We start from the raw sequence: 18,120 nt of genomic DNA, 5'->3' as shown, positions 1-18,120 counted from the left end.
TGGCTTTATCATACCACACATCCATGGAAAAAGTGTGAAAAGGCTATTTCCAGCTGGTCACAAACGCCTCCAGCACCTTCGCCTCCGGGGTGAAACTGGCCCCTTCCTCCACGGTGATCCTGCCCCGGGCCGCCAGGATCCCTTTCACCTGGCACCCGGCCATGAGGCGCATATCGCCCCCGGCATACAGGTATACGTTTTCCAGCCGGGCGCCGGGGTGCACGGTCACATCCCCCTGGCTCAAAATCCGAAAATCCCCCAGTACCCGGCTGCCCCGCTGAAAAGTCACAGGCCCGCTGACCACCAGGATGCCCCGGCCGGTCAGCCGTTTTTCCAGCTGCCATCCGGTGCGGCCCTTGCAGAATTCGCCGCTAAGGGGCAGTGCCAGCCGGCGGGATTGGGGCAGCTGGCAGGGGGCTGCCTGCTGCAGCTGGTTCCAGTCCACCGCCAGGGTCCGGCTGGCCCGTCCATCCCCCACCATCCCCCCGGGCAGAAAGGGAAGCCTCTCCTCCACCCCGGGCATGGTCACTGCCAGCCGTACTCCCGTAAGGAGGGGCCAGTTCTTCAGATCCAGCAGCTGCAGTCGTTCCCGGTGGATCAACCCTTTTTTCTCCCCTTCCAGCCGCAGGGATACAGGAGGACAGTCCGGCCGGAACCGGACCGCCGGCAGAAGCCGGGTTTCTCCCGGTGCCAGCATCGGTTCGCCCGTCCGCACCTGCTCCAGGCTCCACAACAGTTCTGCCCACAACCGGGCCTCCTGCCGCAGGGTCTGGGCCGCCAGTTCCTGTCTGGCCGTCCGGACCAGGATTCCCGCCAGCCCCGAAACCAACAGCAGGCACACCAGCACCATAAGGCTTGCCAGCCCGGGCTCTTTCCTACCTCCCATAGCGATACACCTTTGCCAGTTCCGTTTCCTGACCGGTCTGCCGGTGCCGCAGGCCCAGGTGCCAGCGAATCCGTTTCTCCGGCAGGGCTTCCACTGCAAACCCGGTTACCTCCACATGGGGCGGGGTCAGGGGATTGACCCCTTTCTGCCGGCTGTCCTGGTTCCAGGTGCCCTTGTACAGGGTGGGAAGGTGGGTGGAGGCCGATTCTGCCACAAAAAAGGTCCACTGGGCCTGGGAGTACCGGTGGTAACACTCCAGTTCCGTTCCATGCTTTCCCTGTACCACCCGGGTCTGGGAGACCGACGTCAGAAGAGCCGCCTCCAGACGGGTGTGCAGGTCCTGGCGGGTCCGCAGCAGTTCCCGGCGCCCCACCAGGCGCTGCAGGGACAGGGCCGCACCGGGCCGCTGCAGGGACAGGGCCGCACCGGGCAGGGCCTGGAGCAGACGGCCTGCCGCCAGCAGGACCAGCAGCAGGGCCAGGGCCCCTTCTGCCAGAAGGAACCCCCTAGCCTTTTTCATAGCCCGCCCCGCAGCCCACCAGATGGTCTTTCCAGTACAGCCGTACCTGCCGCAGCTGCACCCCCGGCAGCCCGGGAACGGCCTGCACTTCCTCCTCCACCCGGTACCCCGTCTCCAGGGTAGTGCATTCCCCCTGCAGACGTTCCAGGGCCAGTTCCTGGGCCTCCTCCCGTTTCTGCCGCCAGGCTCCCAGCCCAGCCGCCTGCTGCCAGCCCATAAGCGCCACCAGGGTCCCCATTCCCAGCAGCAGGGACGCCAGGAGCCCGTCCAGCAGAAAGAACCCGCCGCTCTTTCTATTCATAGACCATCCTCCCCTGCACCGGCTGGAAGCGGATCATTTTGCACCGCCGCCCGTCTCTCCGGTCCCGCAGCCCGATGCAGAAGCTTTCTTCCACATTCCCGGTGGAAGTGAAGCCGCCGCCCTTTCCTACCAGGGTAAAATCCCCCAGCCCCAGCCGGGGCAGGTCCAGGATCTTTGTATGGACCAGGTCCCGCCAGGCGTAGGCCCTGGATCCCTCCTCCGTTACGATGAACTGCAGATGATGGCCGGTCAGGAACAGGTTCCGCTGCTGCAGCGCCGACAGGGTATCCGCTGTGGTCTGGGTGGCCAGGTCCAGCTGGGTCTGCCGAGCCAGGCCCTCCAGTTGGAACAGGGCGGGGCCCGCCAGCAGAAGTCCCGTCATCCAGAGTCCCAGTTCCAGCAGCAGCTCCAGCAGCAGATACCCCGGCGCTTTCCGTGGTCTCATGCCCCTTCTCCGTTTTTGGTGGTGCCCAGTTCGTTGCTCTTGACGGTACGTCCGTCAGAAAGCCTGCCCTGGAATACGATTTCCCCGTCTTCGCCGGCTCCCTCCATCTGGATGTCCTGGTATTCCCGGTCAGGCACGTACTTGCCCTTCCGCAGGGTATCGATATCCCCCGGGGCCTTGCCCGTTTCCAGCTGGTACATTTTGGCACCGCTTTCCAGTACGGCCAGATTGGAAATCAACTGGCTGTCCCGGGATTTGTTCATGGCTGTGTTGATGGAAGGCAGCAGGGCGGCCGCCAATCCCCCGATGATGGCCATGACGGCGATGATTTCGATCAGGGTGAAGCCTCCGGATTTCTTATGGGGTTTCCCGTTAGATTTCAGGTCTGTTTGCATCTTGTTCTCCTTTCCTTACAAAAACGATATGCCATTCATCAGTTCGAAGAGCGGGGTCAGCAGAAAAAGCAGCATCCCCCCGCAGCCCAAGGCAAGGGTGAGCAGCAGAGCCGGTTCCAGCAGGGTCTTCAGCTGCTTCAAACGGCTCTGGAAATCCTGTTCCAGGATGCAGGCGGCTTCCATGAGCAGTCCGGATAGATTTCCGCTCTCTTCGCCCAGGGCCAGAAATTCCACGGTCAGCGGACTGAACAGCCGGTCCCCCTCCCGGGCACAGTGGGAAAAGGGACGCCCGGCCACCACCTGGCGGCTCAGCCGGCTGGCCGTCTCCAACGCCAGCCCGCCCCGGAGCAGCAGGGACAGCAGCCCCAGGTAGCGGATTTCCCAGAACTTCCGGTTCAGGCTGGTCAGGCCCGGACAGCGGAGCAGCCAGCGGGAGCGGCGCTGCCAGGCCAGCCGGAGCAGGAAAGCTGCTGCCAGCAGCCCCACCGGCAGCAGCCAGGGCCGCCCATGGAGCAGGCGGCTCAGAGACAGGAAAAAGCGCAAGCCCGGGCTCATGGGAAGGTGCAGGGAGGCATACAGATCCCCGAACAGGGGCAGGATGCTCCACAGAAAGTACAGGCCCAGCAGGCCCGTGATGCCCAGCACCAGAGCCGGGTACAGAGAAGCCTGAAGCAGGGCCTTTTGATTTTCCCGTTTTTTCTGATAAAATACGGCCAATTGCTGGAATACAGCCGGGAGCTGACCGCTCAGCTCCCCACCTTCCGCCAGCACCCAGGCCAGGTCACCCACCTGAGTGCGCTGGCGGTGCAGCGCCTGGGAAAGAGAGCTTCCCCGGCGCAGCTGGGCAGCCAGTAAACTGCAGACTCGTCCCGTCTCGCCGCTGCCCTGCCGGCCCAGGGCCTCCAGGGCCGACAGCAGGGGCAGACCGCCCTGGAGCAAAAGCCCCAGCCGGCGGAACAAGGTTTCCCGCTGCAGCGTGGAAAGTGCCATATCCGATCACCTCCTTCCAGAAGAAAATGCCCCTCCCAACCCTAGTTCGCCATCCAGCGGTAAAATTCCTACCCCCAAAAAAGCCAACCGTCATTAAACGCAAAAACACCGGCAAGTTCAACTTTTGGTCACATTTGTGATCGTAAGGCTCTACTAAAAACCCCCTACCCGCCAAAAGCGGGCCCCTTCCCCCTTTTCCACGGGACTAGGAGACTCCTATTCGTTGTCTCCGTCGCGGGGGACACAATATCTATTGTCCTTCCCTTTTCCCCGGTTGCCTTTTATCCGCCCTTCTGCTATAGTAATAAAAACCATAAAATTCAGTTATTTTTAAAGGAGACACTCATGCCCTTTTATTCCCACCGTACCCCTCAACGTCTTCGATTCAGAAAAGAACTGCGAAAACAGATGACAAAAGAAGAACGGAAGCTCTGGTTCGAATGCTTAAGGGACTATCCCGTGCGCTTCCGCCGTCAGGAAATCATCCTGGATTATATCGCCGATTTTTACTGTTCCAGAGCAAAACTGATTGTGGAACTGGATGGCGAGCAGCACGCCGATCCCGTGGAAAAAGAGCGGGATGCCCTGCGGACCCGGCGGATTGAGCAGCTGGGATATAAAGTCATCCGGATCCCCAATCGGGAAATATGGAAGAATTTTCAGGGGGTAAAGGAGTATATTTACCGGGAGATGAAGAAAAGGCTGGGGGTATAAGGGGGACACAATATCTTTTGTCCTTCCCTGGAAGGGAAGGGGGACCGTGCTTATGCACGGTGGATGGGTCCAGCACTACACTCTCGCCTTCGTCGTACAAACGATCGAAGTCCCCCACCATCCGTTCAAAGGTTCCTCTGTTATCGTAAGGCGCTACTAAAAACCCCCTACCCGCAAGCGGGTCCTTTCCCCCTTTCAGGGGGACACAATATCTTTTGTCCTTCCCTGGAAGGGAAGGGAAGGGGGGACCGTGCCCAGCACGGTGGATAGGTCCAGCCCTACACTTTCGCCTTCATCATACAAACGATTGAAGTCCCCCACTATCCATTCAAAAAGTTCCTCCTGTTATCGTAAGTCTCTACTAAAAACCCCCTACCCGCAAGCGGGTCCTTTCCCCCTTTCAGGGGGACACAACGTCCCACCGGACTAGGAGACTCCTATTCGTCGTCTCCGTCACGGGGGATACAATCTCTTTTGTCCTTCCCTGGAAGGGAAGGGGGACCGTGCCCAGCACGGTGGATGGGTCCAGTACTACATTCTCGGCTTCGTCGTACAAACGACTGCACACCCCACTACCCGTTCAAATGGTTTCCCTGTTATCGTACGACACTACTAAAAACCCCCTGGGTCCTTTCCCCCTTTCAGGGGGACACAACGTCCCACCGGACTAGGAGACTCCTATTCGTCGTCTCCGTCGCGGGGGACACAATATTTTTTTGTCCTTCCCTGGAAGGGAAGGGGGACCGTGCGCAGCACGGTGGATAGGTCCAGTACTACACTCTCGCCTTCGTCGTACTGACGATTGAAGCCCTTCCCCCACCATACACAAAAACCGAGAGCGCCGGCCGGCGCTCTCGGTTTTTTTCACTCTATCCTTATTTCCTTTACTCTGCCAGTTCCCGTCTCACCACTTCGGCAATGGCTTCGGTGATGTGATCCAGTTCCACCTGGTTGGGGCCCTGGGCCATGATCCGGATCAGGGGTTCGGTGCCGCTGGCCCGTACCAGCACCTGGCCGTCTTCTCCCAGTTCTTCTGTATACCGGCGGACCACATCGGCGATGGCGGTATTCTCCTGCCAGCCGTTCTTGTCCTTCACCCGCACGTTCAGCAGGGTCTGGGGATATTTCACCATCAGGGCACCCAGCTGGCTCAGGGTCTGGTTATGCCGCACCAGGCTGCTCAACAGGTTCACGGCCGTCATCATGCCGTCCCCGGTCCGTACCAGGTCGCCGAAGATGATGTGGCCGCTCTGTTCGCCACCCAGCTTGTAATCGTGCTTCAGCATTTCTTCCAGCACATAGCGATCTCCCACGCTGGTCTTCACCGTACGGCCGCCGTGTTCCTTCATGGCTTTCGCCAGGCCCACGTTGCTCATGACCGTGGTCACCAGCACGTTGTCCTTCAGCTTGCCGGCCTTCATCAGATCCAGGGCGCAGATCAGCATGATCTGGTCCCCGTCCAGGGGTTCGCCGTTTTCGTCCACAGCCAGCAGGCGATCGGCGTCGCCGTCGTTGGCCAGGCCCACATCGGCCCCCTCTTCCCGCACCTTGGCCTGCAGGGCTTCCAGATGGGTGGAGCCGCAGCCGTTGTTGATGTTGATGCCGTTGGGTTCATGGAAGATGGGGATCACGTGGGCCCCCAGGGTGCGCAGGATGGCCGGAGCGATTTCGCTGTTGGCTCCGTTGGCGCAGTCCATGACCACCTTCAGCCCGTTCAGCTTCACCGGGCAGCTGTCCACAATGTGCTGCACGTATTCCATGCCCATGTCCGGTTCGTCGATGACATGGCCCAGATTGCTGCCGGTGACCGTCCGGGTATAATCCACCGGCTGCTTCACGATGGCTTCGATTTCGTCCTCCACCGCATCGGGCAGCTTGTACCCGGTACGGGCAAAGAACTTGATCCCGTTGTCCTCAAAGGGATTGTGGGAGGCAGAAATTACCACCCCCGCATTGGCTTCCAGCTTTTCCGTCAGATAGGAAACCGCCGGTGTGGGGATCACCCCCAGCAGGTGGGCATTGCCCCCGGCACTGCAGATGCCAGCCGCCAGGGCACTTTCCAGCATGGTGCCGGAAAGACGGGTATCCCGCCCGATCAGGATCTTGGGAGTCTTCACTTCCCGTCCAAAATACTGGGCCGCTGCCCGCCCCAGTTTATATGCCAGTTCCGCATTCAGTACAGGACCATTGGCGACGCCGCGTACGCCGTCCGTTCCAAACAATCTAGCCATATGAGCCCTCCAGCTTTTCAGGTATTTTGCTGCTTATTTTTCGTCTTCTTCTTTGCGGCCTGCCATTTCCACCAGCATCTCGCCCGGTGTAATGTTATGGTAAGCCAGCAGTACTAGGCAATGATACCATAAATCGCCCATTTCGTAAACAACCTGGTCCGCATCGTGGTTCTTGGAAGCCAGCAGGGTCCGGGTCACATCGGCCCCCATCTGTTCCAGCAGCGGGTCCTGGCTGGGCGCCTGCAGCAGCTTGTGCTGGGCTTTCTGCCGTTCCTGGTAGCACTGGATCTGTTTGTACAGTTCGTTGATCACCTGGGGCAGCCGGTTGTCGGCCACAGGCAGGCTCTCGCCGGAGGCACTGTTCCACAGGGGATTGAAGAAGCAGGAATAATGGCCCGTATGGCAGGCGGCACCCTTCTGCTCCACCTTCACCAAAAGGGTATCCCCGTCGCAGTCGTAGGTAATGCTGTACACCTTCTGGGTATGGCCGCTGGTGGCACCTTTGTTCCACAGTTCCTGCCGGCTGCGGCTCCAGAACCAGGTATACCCGGTCTCAATGGTGCGGGCCAGGCTTTCGCCGTTCATATAGGCCAGCATCAGGACCTTGTCGGTCTTTACATCCTGCACAATGGCCGGGATCAGGCCCCGGTCATCGAATTTCAATTTGCTTACATCCAGTTTCATAACCGTACGTCCACTCCTTTATTCCGCAAGTATTCCTTCACCTGGCGGATGGTAAACGTTCCATAATGGAATACGGAAGCGGCCAGAGCCGCATCAGCCTTGCCGGTTGTGAGTACATCGTAGAAGTCTTCCAGGGAGCCTGCCCCGCCGCTGGCGATCACAGGCACGGGCACCGCTTCGGCTACTTTCCGGGTCAGTTCGATGTCGAAGCCATCCTTGGTGCCGTCCGCATCCATGCTGGTCAGCAGGATTTCTCCCGCTCCCAGGCTCACGGCCTTCCTGATCCACTCCAGGGCATCCAGGCCCGTGGGGGTATGGCCCCCGTTGATGTACACTTCCCAGGAATCTTCTCCCCGTCGTTTGGCATCCACAGCCAGGACCACACACTGGTTCCCGAAGGCTTCCGCGCCCCGGCGGATCAGATCCGGATCCTTCACGGCCGCCGTGTTCAGGCTGGTCTTGTCGGCTCCGGCCAGGAGCACCGCCCGCATATCTTCAATGGAACCGATGCCGCCGCCTACCGTCAGGGGCATGAACACCTCCCGGGCCGTCCGTTCGATGGTCTTCACCATGGATTTGCGTTTTTCCAGGGACGCGGTGATATCCAGGAACACCAGCTCATCGGCCTGTTCCTTTTCGTACTGGCTGGCCAGTTCCACCGGGTCGCCTGCATCCCGCAGGCCCACGAAATTGGTCCCCTTTACCACCCGTCCATCTTTTACGTCCAGACAGGGTATGATCCGTTTTGCCAACATGGCTCTACGCCTCCTTCGCAATCGCTACAGCCTGGCGAAGGTCAATGGCGCCGGTATATAACGCCTTTCCTATAATACACCCTTCGACGCCATCTGTTTCTCTTTTTTTCAAAATCTTCAAATCTTCCAGGCTGGCCACCCCGCCGCTGGCAGTGACCTTCAGGCCCGAAGCCTTTGCCACCGCCACGGTGGCTTCCACATTCACCCCGCTGAGCATGCCGTCCCGGGCGATGTCCGTAAAGATGATGCGCTCCACCCCGGCATCAGCCATTTTTTTAGCCAGTTCTTCCGCCTGGATGTGGCCGCTGGCTTCCCAGCCCTCTACGGCCACGTCCCCGTTTTTGGCGTCGATGCCCACCACAATGCGGCCCGGATAGGCCCTGCAGGCATCCTTCACCAGCTGGGGATCCTTCACCGCCGCAGAGCCCAGGATCACCTGGTGGACCCCGGCCGCAAGCAGCCGTTCAATGTGGCTCATGTTCCGGATGCCGCCCCCCACTTCAATGGGGATGCCTCCCTGTTCCATAATAGCCCTGATGGCCGTCAGGTTCCGGCTTTCACCGGCCAGGGCCCCGTCCAGGTCCACCACGTGGATGGAGCTGGCTCCGGCGGCGGCCCATTCTCTGGCCATGGCCCCCGGATCCCTGCTGTAGATGGTCTCCCGGGAAAAATCCCCCTTCACCAGGCGGACACAGTTGCCGCCCCGCAGATCGATGGCAGGATAGATGTTCATAGCTTCCACTCCTTAAAGGCCGTCAGCATGGCCAGGCCTGCAAAGCTGGACTTTTCCGGATGGAACTGGAAGCCCTGTACGCTGCCCCGGCCCACACTGGCCGTAATTTTCGTGCCGTACTCGCAGACGGAGGTGATGATCCCCGGGTCCTCCGGCACCGCATGATAGCTGTGAACGAAGTAGACGTATTGGCCGTCCGCGTCCTTCATGAGGGGCGACGGATTCACCGTGGTGATCCGGTTCCAGCCCATGTGGGGAATCTTGTACGGGGTGACGATTTTCTTCACCTGGCCCTTGAAATAGCCCAAGCCCTTGACGCCGGGGCTTTCCTCGCTGCTTTCGAACAGCAGCTGTTCGCCCAGGCAGATGCCCAGGAAGGGTTTGCCGCTGGCCAGGGCTTCCTGGACCGCTTCCTCCAGGCCCCGGGCCCGCATGGTCTCCATGCAGTCGCCGAAAGAGCCCACCCCGGGCAGGATCACCTTGGGGGCTTCCTTGATCACTTTCGGGTCCGCGGAGACCACCGGATTCGCCCCGATCTTCAGCAGCCCGTTGTACACCGAGTGCAGGTTGCCCCGGCCGTAGTCGATGATGACGATGGTGTCTTTTTCCATATTACAGTGCCCCCTTGCTGCTCATGACCCCGTGCACCCGGGGATCCATGGCCACGGCCTCACTCATGGCCCGGGCCACGCCCTTGAAGATGGCTTCCAGCATATGGTGGGTGTTCTTGCCGTAGGGCACGTTGATGTGCAGGGTCAGGCCGCAGTTCATGGCCAGGGCCCGGAAAAAGTCCTCGCCCATTTCCGTGTCGAAATTGCCCAGGGTCACCCGGGGAATCAGGTCCGCATTCCACACCAGATAGGGCCGTCCGGAAAAGTCCAGGGCGATTTCGGCCAGGGCTTCATCCATGGGCAGCAGGAAACTGCCGTACCGGTGGATGCCCTTTTTATCTCCCAGGGCCTGCGCGATGGCCTGCCCCAGGGCGATGCCCACGTCCTCCACCGTATGGTGGCAGTCCACTTCCAGGTCGCCCTTGGCCCGCACCGTCAGGTCCATAAAGGAATGGACCGCCAGCAGGGTCAGCATATGATCCAGAAATCCCACACCGGTCTTGATGTCTGCCTTGCCGGTGCCGTCCAGGTTCAGCTTCACGCTGATCTGGGTCTCTTTCGTATTCCGTTCGATACAACCTTCCCGCATAGCCCTATGCCTCCTGTTATTGTACGATTTCTTTGATGGCCCCGATGATCTTGGGGTTTTCTTCCGCCGTGCCCACGGAGATCCGCAGACCGCCCGGCAGACGGTTGTTCTGGCTGAAGTCCCGGATCAGTACCCGTTTCTTCAGCAGTTCATGGAACAGATAGCTGCCTGCCGCCTTGGCCTTTTCCGCACTGGGCAGATCCCGGGCACCGGCGCCGTCCGCCAGTTTGTCCAGCACCTTCCCTGCCGGCAAAGCCAGCAGGAAGTTCGTGGCGCTGGGCAGCACCCGAAAGCCCATGGCTTCCAGATGTTCCCGCAGGTACCGGCGGCCGCTGACCACCATGTCCACCCGTTCCTTCAGCACGTCCGGTTTGCTGAACAGCAGTTCCGCCGCCATGATGGAGAACCCGTTCACCGTGTAGGGCAGCAGCACCTTTTTCAGTACCTTCATGACCGCAGCGCTGCCGATGCCGTAGCCGATCCGCAGGTTGGCCAGCCCGTAGGCCTTGGAGAACGTCCGCAGCACCAGCAGGTTGTCCACTTCCTTCACCAGGTCCATGGTGGAAAGTTCCCGGGGGTCCCCTTCTTCCACAGCAAATTCCAGATAGGCTTCATCCATGATCACCGGGCAGTCCACGCCCCGGATGATCTTTTCCATGCCTTCCCGGCGGTTATAGTTGCCCGTAGGGTTGTTGGGGTTGCAGATGATCAAAAGGGCCGGCTGCTGCTCTCTGGCAAAGTCGATGACCGTATCCGGATCCACGAACCCATCCGCCGTCAGGGGAAACAGCACCGGTTCGCTGTCCGCCAGGATGGCGTAGGTCTGGTACATGCTGAAGCTGGGGGTGGGGCAGGCGATTTTGCGGCCCGGGCCCCCGAAGGCGTAGCAGGCCTTTTCCAGGAGCTCGCTGGAACCGTTGCCGATGGCCACCAGTTCCGGGTCAAAGCCCAGCTTGGCGGCGATGGCGGCGCACAGGTCCTCCCCGTGCATGGAGGGATACCGGTTGAACAGGTGCTCTGCCAGCCGGCTGTTCAGTTCCAGCCGCAGTTCCGGGGTCATGTCCCAGTTGGTTTCGTTGGCATTGACAATGATATCCGCATCAGGTACCGTTTCCACCTGATACTCTTCGATCCGGGCTAACGTGTCCCGGGCTTGTATGTTGCTCATGGGGGGATGCCTCCTTGGATTTTTGTCCGCCCCTCCGTCGCGGGGGACACAAATTATTCTTCCGGCTTTTCTTCCGCCAGCACCACTTTCAGGTCTTCCACCAGTTTCCGGATCCGGTCGTACTGCATCTTGAAGCTGACCTTGTTGGCGATCAGTCTTGCCGTGCTGGGGAATACGCTGACGATTTCCTTCAATTTATTTTCCCGCAGGGTGCGGCCCGTTTGCACGATATCCACGATGCTGTCGCTGAGCCCCACGATGGGCCCCAGTTCGATGGACCCGTTCAGTTTGATGATCTCCATCTGCATACCCAGCTTGTCGAAGAAATCGGCCGCACACCGGGGATACTTGGTGGCCACCCGCATGTGGGCGTAATCCGTCAGTTCCGGCAGCACCTTGTTCTCCGGCACGGCCATCATCAGGTGGCAGCCGCCGAAGCCCATATCCAGCAACTCGTAGATATCCTTCCGTTCCTCGTTCAGCACATCCTTGCCGATGATCCCGATATCGGCGGCGCCGTATTCCACGTACGTGGGCAGGTCCACGGTCTTTACGATCAAAAACTTCACTTTCGTCTCTTCGTTGGTAATGACCAGCTTCCGGGAATCCTCCACCACGTTTTCCGCAGCGTAGCCCACTTTGGCCAGGAGCTCCACGCTTTTTGCAAACAGTTTCCCTTTGGGCAGGGCAATCGTTAAATAATCCATTGTATCGTCTCTCCTATCCTACATAGGCTACGGCTTCGCACCGATTGGCCGCACAGGCCTTGGCCGCTTCTTCCGGGGTCATGGCATTGGTCCCCACTTTCACGTTCTTGCCGCCGTTTCTCAGTTCCATGGCCTTCTGGATGGCCTTGGCCTGGCACCCGGGAGCCCATGCCACGTAGATATCCCACTTGGAATCCATGTTCAGCCGGCCGTCCCGCCGCAGGGACAGGATGATCCGGTCGATGCCCATGGCAAAGCCCGTGGCCGGTTCCGGATCCCCGAAGGCTTCCATCATATGGTCATACCGGCCGCCGCCGCAGATGTTGAACCCGATCTGGGGCGCATAGGCCTCGAACACCATGCCGGTGTAGTAATCGAAATTGCGGATCAGGGACAGGTCGAAGGACAGATACGGAGCCACGCCATAGCTTTCCGCCAGCTTGTAGATGGCCTTCAGGTTCTTCAGGGCATCCAGGCTCTTGGGGTTCGTCACCCGGGCTTCCAGGCTGTCCAGCAGGTCCCGGCCGCCCTGCAGGTACAGCAGGTCGCGGAACATGTCCTTCAGCGGTTTGGGGATGAACCGTTCCGCCGCTTCCTCCAGGCCCACCGCATTGTGGGAGAGGATCATGCTCTTCACGAAATCCGCCTGCTTCTTCGTCAGCTTGGCGTCTTCCATCAGGCCGGCCAAAAAGCCGCTGTGGCCGATGCTGATCAAAAAGTCCTGCAGGCCCGCTGCCTTCAGGCTTTCCACAGCCAGGGCCAGCACTTCCGCGTCCGCCATGGGAGCTTCGGCCCCGATGAGTTCGATGCCCGCCTGGGAGAATTCGCACTGGCGGCCCGCCTGGGTCTGTTCGTGCCGGAACACGTTGGCGATGTAGAACAGTCGTTTCACGCCCTTGTCGTTCTTCAGCCGGGTAGCCACCATCCGGGCCAGGGGCGTGGTCATTTCGCTGCGCAGCATCAGGGTCCGGTTGTTCCGGTCCATGAACCGCATGCTTTCTTCATTGATGCCGGCGCCGCTCAGGGCAAAGGTATCCGCGTATTCAAAGGTGGGGGTAACGGCTTCATCATAGCCCCAGCTCAGGAAATTGTTGGCGATCTTGTCTTCGATCTCCCGTTTGGCCCGGGCCTCTCCCGGCAGGATATCTCTCGTCCCGTAAGGGATCCGCAGTACAGTACTCATTTGGTTTCTTCTCCTTTATTGGTCAGTTCCGGGATCAGGGTCCGATAGCCCCCTGCCCCGTAATTCAAACAGCGATTCACCCGGGATACCGTGGTGCTGCTGGCGCCCGTATCCTTGACGATCCTGGCATAATTTTCGCCCCGGTGAAGACGCACCGCCACTTCCAGGCGCTGGCTCAGCGCCTTCAGTTCGTTGGGGGTGCAGATGTCTTCCAGGAAAGCCAGAGCCCCAGCTTCATCCTTCAGCAGGGTGAAAGCATTGGCCAGTTGTTTCAGTTCCCGTTGGTTTAGTCCGGCTACCATGATCGAAGCCCCTTTCTCCTAGATGGATTGCAATCGGCTCTGCAGCCGTTTGCTTTAGCTGTTTATTACTTTACTACGATGAAGAAGTAAAAGCAAGTAGTTTTTGTGAATTTGTGAAAATTGTTTTAGGTTTCCCTGTTATCGTAAGGCTCTACTAAAAACCCCCTACCCGCAAGCGGGCCCTTTCCCCCTTTCAGGGGGACACGGACTGGGAGACACAATATCTTTTGTCCTTCCCTGGAAGGGAAGGGGACCGTGCGCATGCACGGTGGATGGGTCCAGCCCTACACTTTCGGCTTCGTCGTACGATCGACTGCACACCCCACCACCCGTTCAAAAAGTTCCCCCTGTTATCATGAGGCTCTACTAAAAACCCCCTACCCGCAAGCGGGTCCTTTCCCCCTTTCAGGGGGACACGGACTGGAAGACTCCTGTTCATCGTCTCCGTCGCGGGGGACACAAGTCTTTGTCCTTCCCTGGAAGGGAAGGGGGACCGTGCGCATGCACGGTGGATAGGTCCAGCACTACACTCTCGCCTTCGTCGTCCAGACGACTGCAGCACACCCCCACCACCCGTTCAAATAGTTCCCCCTGTTATCGTAAGGCTCTACTAAAACCCCCTACCCGCCAAAGGCGGGCCCCTTCCCCCTTTCAGGGGGACACAATATTTTGTCCTTCCCTGAAAGGGAAGGGGGACCGTGCGCATGCACGGTGGATGGGTCCAGTCTACACTCTCGCCTTCGTCGTACAACCGACTGCAGCACCCCCCATCACCCGTTCAAAAAGTTCCCCCTGTTATCGTAAGACTCTACTAAAAACCCCCTACCCGCCAAAGGCGGGCCCTTTCCCCCTTTCAGGGGGACACAACGTTCCATTCCTATTCGTCGTCTCCGTCGCAGGGGACACAACGTTCTTTGTCCTTCCCTGGAAGGGAAGGGGGACCAGCCGTATGGCTGGTGGATAGGTCCAGCCCTGCACTCTCGCCTTCGTCGTCCAGACGACTGAACTCCCCCCAACTCACCGGGCCACAAGGTGGCGCTTGACAAACTGTACTTTATACAGTATCATTTGAGATACACGGAATTCATCCAGAGTAACGGAGGGACTGGCCCTATGAAGTTACGGCAACCATCTGGAAAGCGCTCCTTTCCACGAACGGTGCTAAGTCCATCAGGCATTGCCTGAAAGATGAAGATGAGTGAGCAAATCTGATTCCTCTTCATTCGCTGAAGAGGAATTTTTTATTTTCCACGGAGGTGTCCACCCCATGATCCAATTGGAGCACATTGAAAAAATCTATCACACCGCCTCAGGCGATCTCCATGCCCTGAAAGACATCAACCTGACCATCAACGAAGGTGAGATCTTCGGCATCATCGGCCTGTCCGGTGCCGGCAAATCCACCCTGGTGCGCTGCATCAACATGCTGGAACGGCCCACCAGTGGCAAGGTCTTCGTAGACGGCCAGGAAATGACTGCCCTCAGCGAAGAACAGCTGCGCAAAGCCCGGCAGAACATCGGCATGATCTTCCAGCACTTCAACCTGCTGGCCAGCCGCACCGTCTACGGCAACATCGCCTTCCCCCTGGAAATCCAGGGCCTGGACAAGGCTTCCATTAAAAAGAAGGTAGATCCCCTGCTGGATCTGGTGGGCCTGGCCGACCGGGCCGACCACTACCCCAGTCAGCTGTCCGGCGGGCAGAAACAGCGGGTGGGCATCGCCCGGGCCCTGGCCAGCGACCCCAAAGTGCTGCTGTGCGACGAAGCCACTTCCGCCCTGGATCCCCAGACCACAGAATCCATCCTGAACCTGCTCCGTGACATCAACAAACGGCTGCACATCACCATCGTCATGATCACCCACCAGATGAACGTAGTGAAAGAGATCTGCGACCGGGTGGCCGTCATCGAAAACGGCCAGATCATCGAACAGGGCACCATGGTGGACCTTTTCACCAATCCCCAGAAGACCACCACCAAGGAATTCGTGGCCAGCATCCAACACAACGACCTGCCCGATTTCGTCAAGAAACTGGATCTGCACAAAGAGTACAAGAGCGGCGACAAGGCCCTGGTCAGCCTGAGCTTCATCGGCGACAGCGCCGGCGAGCCCGTGGTGGCCGTACTGATCAAGAAGTACGACACGAATGTGAATATCCTGACCGCCAACATCGAAAACCTGCAGGATACCCCCTTCGGCACCCTGCTCATCGAACTGGAAGGTGACGAGGGCCATCTGAAACAGGCCCTGGATTACCTGCATTCTAGAAAAGTCAAAGACGAGGTGATTGGTTATGTCTCCTAATATGATTCATCTGCTGGTGAAAGCCCTGGGCGAAACCCTGTACATGGTGGCCCTGTCCGCCGCCATCGCCACAATCTGCGGCATCCCCCTGGGCGTGATCCTGACCATTACCGGCAAGGGCCACATCAAAGAAAACCCTGCCCTGCACAAAACCCTGGGCTCCATCGTGAACGCCCTCCGGTCCATCCCCTTCATCATCCTGATGGTGGCCATCATCCCCCTGACCCGCCTCATCGTGGGCAGCTCCATCGGGACCACCGCCGCCATCGTACCCCTGACCATTTCCTGCACCCCGTTCATTTCCCGGATCATCGAATCCTCTCTGTTGGAAGTGGACCCCGGCGTCATCGAAGCCGCCCAGAGCATGGGAGCCAGCCCCATGCAGATCATCTGGAAAGTGTTGCTGCCCGAAGCCATGCACAGCATCGTCCTGGGCATCACCCTGGCCGTGATCAGCCTGATCGGTTCCAGCGCCATGGCCGGTGCCCTGGGCGGCGGCGGCCTGGGAGATCTGGCCATCCGCTACGGATACCAGCGGTTCCAGGCTGACACCATGATTGCCACCGTCATCGTGCTGATTGCCCTGGTGCAGGTGGTACAGAGCATCGGGAACAAGATTTCCAGCAAATTGAATAAGACGAAGATCAAATAAAAACTGGGCGCCTCGATGGTGCCCAGTTTTTTATATTTCTTTCATTATGCAGGATTGCCAGTGCCTGATCCAGGTGCTTGATGATTTCCGCTTCAGGATAAGCTCCCCTGTGAAGGACCTTCTGGGTTCCAGACACGATATATAATAAAGTTTATATAATGATTCATATGGCATGATCCTGTCACCTCAAAATCTGTAAAAATTGCGGCCTAAAAAAATGTTGACCTCAAAAATCACCATTTTTGAGGTTTGGAATCGACTTTATATTTCCATTATAAAGTGCAATACTCTGCTTCAGGATAAAATCCGCCCGACGAGGGCGGACTTTTTTGAATGGAATGGCGTTCGGCCGCACTCTGTAAGCATTACGATCGTACAAAAGGCGTTCGAGGGGGCGGGCTCATCGAATTAGGGGCGATTCGGTGAACCGCCCGCTGTCGCGGTCTGATACCTGGGAACGGACTCCCCTTACGGGTAGGCCCTACGGAAGAACGCCAACATATCCGTTTCTGCGTAGGGATGGCCCATAAGGGACATCCGAGCCCAGGTCGCCCAGCGGGCCATACATTCAAACAAATTTGCCCCTGGGCAAATTTGTTCCTTTGGCTGCAGACTAGTGACTAGAGACTAGTGACTGCCCATTTGCTATAATGAATCCCGGGAGGACACGCTCATGAAAATTCTTGTAACCGGTGGTGCCGGGTTCATCGGCTCCAATTTTATCTTTTATGTGCTGAAGCAGCACCCTGAGGCTAACATCATCTGCCTGGACAAACTGACCTATGCCGGGAACCTTGCTACCCTGGCGCCCATCATGGACCACTCCCATTTCCAGTTCCGCAAGCTGGATATCTGTGACCGCAAGGCTGTATACGCTCTCTTCGAAGAACGACACCCCGATATCGTGGTCAACTTTGCGGCCGAATCCCATGTGGACCGATCCATTTTGGATCCTGCAATTTTCCTGGAAACGAACATCCTCGGGACTTCCGTTCTCATGGACGCCTGCCGGAAATATGGCATCCAGCGCTTCCAGCAGGTTTCTACAGATGAAGTCTACGGGGACCTGCCCCTGGACCGTCCAGATCTGCTCTTTACAGAGACTTCACCCCTCAATCCTTCCAGCCCCTACAGCAGCTCCAAGGCCGGAGCCGATCTGCTGGCGCTGGCCTACCACCGGACCTATGGGCTGCCGGTGACCATCAGCCGGTGCAGCAACAACTATGGTCCCTACCAGTTCCCGGAAAAACTGATTCCCCTGATGATCATCAACGCCCTGCAGGACAAACCCCTGCCGGTATACGGGGATGGGCAAAACATCCGGGACTGGTTATATGTGGAAGACCATTGCCGTGCCATCGACCTGATCCTGCAAAAAGGACGGCCAGGAGAAATCTATAACGTAGGCGGCCACAACGAAATGCAGAACCTCCACATCGTAAAACTAATCTGTAAGGAACTGGGCAAGCCGGAAAGCCTGGTTACCTATGTGAAGGACCGGAAAGGCCATGACAGACGATACGCCATCGACCCGACAAAAATCCATAATGAGCTTGGCTGGCTTCCAGAAACGAAATTTGCGGACGGAATCAAGAAAACCATCAAATGGTATCTGGAGAATCGGGAATGGTGGGAAGAGATCTTGGCTAAGAAGTCAGAGCGCCCCTGACGGGGCTGAAAGATGTCAGATGTCAGCTTGATTGGCAATCAGAAATAGAATCGTAGACCGCCGTGGTGCTGCGCGCGCCAAAAAAGCCAGACGGCACAAAATGACAAAAGGATCGAAACGCAACGCCCCCGCCCGCGATGATCCGCTCTTTACAAGGGTGGTAGTAAATCTGCCTTATGTGGCCGGAATACTCATTCCTATGTGAATGTCAACCAAAAAGTGAGCCACTTGCTCACGAATTTTTGAGCCACTCATGCTCATGAAAAAGTGAGCCACCTGC

20 protein-coding genes and 1 riboswitch are annotated in these 18,120 nt (G+C 58.4%); of the genes, 4 read left to right on the top strand and 16 right to left on the bottom strand.

The window, feature by feature from the left end; genetic code table 11:
* Positions 1-43: 43 nt before the first annotated feature.
* The 6 genes from BQ5462_RS06580 to BQ5462_RS06555 are packed head-to-tail and all read right to left on the bottom strand — an operon-like array spanning position 44 to position 3,537.
* A complete protein-coding gene (locus tag BQ5462_RS06580) occupies positions 44-886 on the bottom strand; it encodes a bactofilin family protein (RefSeq protein WP_143038028.1) in 843 nt (280 codons plus the stop codon).
* Complete coding sequence (locus tag BQ5462_RS06575; protein WP_071142575.1) at positions 876-1,406, bottom strand: hypothetical protein; 531 nt, start codon at positions 1,404-1,406, stop codon at positions 876-878. The genes BQ5462_RS06580 and BQ5462_RS06575 overlap by 11 nt, the downstream gene beginning before the upstream one ends.
* Entirely contained in the window at positions 1,393-1,707 is a 315-nt protein-coding gene (locus tag BQ5462_RS06570) for a hypothetical protein (protein WP_071142574.1), read from the bottom strand. Before BQ5462_RS06570 ends, BQ5462_RS06575 begins: the two co-directional genes overlap by 14 nt.
* Positions 1,700-2,152 (bottom strand): hypothetical protein, encoded by a 453-nt coding sequence (locus BQ5462_RS06565; protein ID WP_071142573.1) that lies wholly within the window; start codon positions 2,150-2,152, stop codon positions 1,700-1,702. Before BQ5462_RS06565 ends, BQ5462_RS06570 begins: the two co-directional genes overlap by 8 nt.
* Positions 2,149-2,547, bottom strand: coding sequence for a type II secretion system protein (locus tag BQ5462_RS06560; RefSeq protein WP_071142572.1), 399 nt, complete (start codon positions 2,545-2,547; stop codon positions 2,149-2,151). The genes BQ5462_RS06565 and BQ5462_RS06560 overlap by 4 nt, the downstream gene beginning before the upstream one ends.
* Positions 2,548-2,562: 15 nt before the next feature.
* Positions 2,563-3,537, bottom strand: a complete 975-nt coding sequence (locus tag BQ5462_RS06555; RefSeq protein WP_071142571.1) for a type II secretion system F family protein — start codon at positions 3,535-3,537, stop codon at positions 2,563-2,565.
* Between the two features lie 345 nt (positions 3,538-3,882).
* Here BQ5462_RS06555 and BQ5462_RS06550 point away from each other — a divergent pair, with 345 nt between their 5' ends.
* Positions 3,883-4,251 (top strand): endonuclease domain-containing protein, encoded by a 369-nt coding sequence (locus BQ5462_RS06550; RefSeq protein WP_071142570.1) that lies wholly within the window; start codon positions 3,883-3,885, stop codon positions 4,249-4,251.
* Positions 4,252-5,135: 884 nt separating this feature from the next.
* Here the strand turns inward: BQ5462_RS06550 and glmM are convergent.
* Genes glmM through BQ5462_RS06500 form a run of 10 tightly spaced genes read right to left on the bottom strand, consistent with a single transcriptional unit; the run spans position 5,136 to position 13,214 of the window.
* Positions 5,136-6,482: a phosphoglucosamine mutase gene (gene glmM / locus BQ5462_RS06545; RefSeq protein ID WP_071142569.1), complete on the bottom strand. Its 1,347-nt coding sequence runs from the start codon at positions 6,480-6,482 to the stop codon at positions 5,136-5,138.
* A gap of 33 nt (positions 6,483-6,515) precedes the next feature.
* Positions 6,516-7,166: a bifunctional phosphoribosyl-AMP cyclohydrolase/phosphoribosyl-ATP diphosphatase HisIE gene (hisIE, locus tag BQ5462_RS06540; protein ID WP_071142568.1), complete on the bottom strand. Its 651-nt coding sequence runs from the start codon at positions 7,164-7,166 to the stop codon at positions 6,516-6,518.
* Complete coding sequence (gene hisF, locus BQ5462_RS06535) at positions 7,163-7,921, bottom strand: imidazole glycerol phosphate synthase subunit HisF (RefSeq protein ID WP_071142567.1); 759 nt, start codon at positions 7,919-7,921, stop codon at positions 7,163-7,165. The genes hisIE and hisF overlap by 4 nt, the downstream gene beginning before the upstream one ends.
* Before the next feature lie 4 nt (positions 7,922-7,925).
* The gene (gene hisA, locus BQ5462_RS06530) at positions 7,926-8,654 is read right to left on the bottom strand and encodes a 1-(5-phosphoribosyl)-5-[(5-phosphoribosylamino)methylideneamino]imidazole-4-carboxamide isomerase (protein WP_071142566.1); all 729 of its coding nucleotides are present in this window, start codon (positions 8,652-8,654) and stop codon (positions 7,926-7,928) included.
* Positions 8,651-9,265, bottom strand: a complete 615-nt coding sequence (gene hisH / locus BQ5462_RS06525) for an imidazole glycerol phosphate synthase subunit HisH (protein ID WP_071142565.1) — start codon at positions 9,263-9,265, stop codon at positions 8,651-8,653. The genes hisA and hisH overlap by 4 nt, the downstream gene beginning before the upstream one ends.
* Position 9,266: 1 nt before the next feature.
* Positions 9,267-9,854, bottom strand: coding sequence for an imidazoleglycerol-phosphate dehydratase HisB (hisB, locus tag BQ5462_RS06520; protein ID WP_071142564.1), 588 nt, complete (start codon positions 9,852-9,854; stop codon positions 9,267-9,269).
* A gap of 16 nt (positions 9,855-9,870) precedes the next feature.
* Positions 9,871-11,022, bottom strand: coding sequence for a pyridoxal phosphate-dependent aminotransferase (locus BQ5462_RS06515; protein WP_071142563.1), 1,152 nt, complete (start codon positions 11,020-11,022; stop codon positions 9,871-9,873).
* 53 nt (positions 11,023-11,075) lie between these two features.
* Positions 11,076-11,729: an ATP phosphoribosyltransferase gene (hisG, locus tag BQ5462_RS06510; protein WP_071142562.1), complete on the bottom strand. Its 654-nt coding sequence runs from the start codon at positions 11,727-11,729 to the stop codon at positions 11,076-11,078.
* Between the two features lie 13 nt (positions 11,730-11,742).
* Positions 11,743-12,912 carry an ATP phosphoribosyltransferase regulatory subunit gene (gene hisZ / locus BQ5462_RS06505; RefSeq protein ID WP_071142561.1) on the bottom strand — a complete coding sequence of 390 codons (1,170 nt, stop codon included), beginning with the start codon at positions 12,910-12,912 and terminating at the stop codon, positions 11,743-11,745.
* Positions 12,909-13,214 (bottom strand): YerC/YecD family TrpR-related protein, encoded by a 306-nt coding sequence (locus BQ5462_RS06500; protein WP_071142560.1) that lies wholly within the window; start codon positions 13,212-13,214, stop codon positions 12,909-12,911. Before BQ5462_RS06500 ends, hisZ begins: the two co-directional genes overlap by 4 nt.
* A gap of 1,081 nt (positions 13,215-14,295) precedes the next feature.
* Positions 14,296-14,409, top strand: a riboswitch (SAM riboswitch).
* 72 nt (positions 14,410-14,481) lie between these two features.
* Between BQ5462_RS06500 and BQ5462_RS06495 the strand changes: the two genes are divergently transcribed.
* The 3 genes from BQ5462_RS06495 to rfbB all read left to right on the top strand — a co-directional run bounded on the left by BQ5462_RS06495 (position 14,482) and on the right by rfbB (position 17,840).
* Entirely contained in the window at positions 14,482-15,519 is a 1,038-nt protein-coding gene (locus BQ5462_RS06495; protein ID WP_071142559.1) for a methionine ABC transporter ATP-binding protein, read from the top strand.
* Complete coding sequence (locus BQ5462_RS06490) at positions 15,509-16,171, top strand: methionine ABC transporter permease (protein ID WP_071142558.1); 663 nt, start codon at positions 15,509-15,511, stop codon at positions 16,169-16,171. The genes BQ5462_RS06495 and BQ5462_RS06490 overlap by 11 nt, the downstream gene beginning before the upstream one ends.
* 673 nt (positions 16,172-16,844) lie before the next feature.
* A complete protein-coding gene (rfbB, locus tag BQ5462_RS06485; RefSeq protein ID WP_071142557.1) occupies positions 16,845-17,840 on the top strand; it encodes a dTDP-glucose 4,6-dehydratase in 996 nt (331 codons plus the stop codon).
* Positions 17,841-18,120: the final 280 nt, after the last annotated feature.

It is taken from the genome of Acidaminococcus timonensis, assembly GCF_900106585.1.
GTDB lineage: Bacteria > Bacillota > Negativicutes > Acidaminococcales > Acidaminococcaceae > Acidaminococcus > Acidaminococcus timonensis.
This window is presented reverse-complemented; position numbering and strand designations above follow the sequence as displayed.

Coding starts and splice junctions, on each gene's coding strand:
- hisZ (WP_071142561.1), bottom strand. CDS start 12,912: ATGAGTACTGTACTGCGGATCCCTTACGGGACGAGAGATATCCTGCCG.
- BQ5462_RS06580 (WP_143038028.1), bottom strand. CDS start 886: ATGGGAGGTAGGAAAGAGCCCGGGCTGGCAAGCCTTATGGTGCTGGTG.
- BQ5462_RS06500 (WP_071142560.1), bottom strand. CDS start 13,214: ATGGTAGCCGGACTAAACCAACGGGAACTGAAACAACTGGCCAATGCT.
- BQ5462_RS06565 (WP_071142573.1), bottom strand. CDS start 2,152: ATGAGACCACGGAAAGCGCCGGGGTATCTGCTGCTGGAGCTGCTGCTG.
- hisA (WP_071142566.1), bottom strand. CDS start 8,654: ATGAACATCTATCCTGCCATCGATCTGCGGGGCGGCAACTGTGTCCGC.
- BQ5462_RS06490 (WP_071142558.1), top strand. CDS start 15,509: ATGTCTCCTAATATGATTCATCTGCTGGTGAAAGCCCTGGGCGAAACC.
- hisB (WP_071142564.1), bottom strand. CDS start 9,854: ATGCGGGAAGGTTGTATCGAACGGAATACGAAAGAGACCCAGATCAGC.
- BQ5462_RS06515 (WP_071142563.1), bottom strand. CDS start 11,022: ATGAGCAACATACAAGCCCGGGACACGTTAGCCCGGATCGAAGAGTAT.
- hisH (WP_071142565.1), bottom strand. CDS start 9,265: ATGGAAAAAGACACCATCGTCATCATCGACTACGGCCGGGGCAACCTG.
- BQ5462_RS06575 (WP_071142575.1), bottom strand. CDS start 1,406: ATGAAAAAGGCTAGGGGGTTCCTTCTGGCAGAAGGGGCCCTGGCCCTG.
- hisG (WP_071142562.1), bottom strand. CDS start 11,729: ATGGATTATTTAACGATTGCCCTGCCCAAAGGGAAACTGTTTGCAAAA.
- BQ5462_RS06570 (WP_071142574.1), bottom strand. CDS start 1,707: ATGAATAGAAAGAGCGGCGGGTTCTTTCTGCTGGACGGGCTCCTGGCG.
- BQ5462_RS06555 (WP_071142571.1), bottom strand. CDS start 3,537: ATGGCACTTTCCACGCTGCAGCGGGAAACCTTGTTCCGCCGGCTGGGG.
- BQ5462_RS06495 (WP_071142559.1), top strand. CDS start 14,482: ATGATCCAATTGGAGCACATTGAAAAAATCTATCACACCGCCTCAGGC.
- BQ5462_RS06560 (WP_071142572.1), bottom strand. CDS start 2,547: ATGCAAACAGACCTGAAATCTAACGGGAAACCCCATAAGAAATCCGGA.
- hisIE (WP_071142568.1), bottom strand. CDS start 7,166: ATGAAACTGGATGTAAGCAAATTGAAATTCGATGACCGGGGCCTGATC.
- BQ5462_RS06550 (WP_071142570.1), top strand. CDS start 3,883: ATGCCCTTTTATTCCCACCGTACCCCTCAACGTCTTCGATTCAGAAAA.
- hisF (WP_071142567.1), bottom strand. CDS start 7,921: ATGTTGGCAAAACGGATCATACCCTGTCTGGACGTAAAAGATGGACGG.
- rfbB (WP_071142557.1), top strand. CDS start 16,845: ATGAAAATTCTTGTAACCGGTGGTGCCGGGTTCATCGGCTCCAATTTT.
- glmM (WP_071142569.1), bottom strand. CDS start 6,482: ATGGCTAGATTGTTTGGAACGGACGGCGTACGCGGCGTCGCCAATGGT.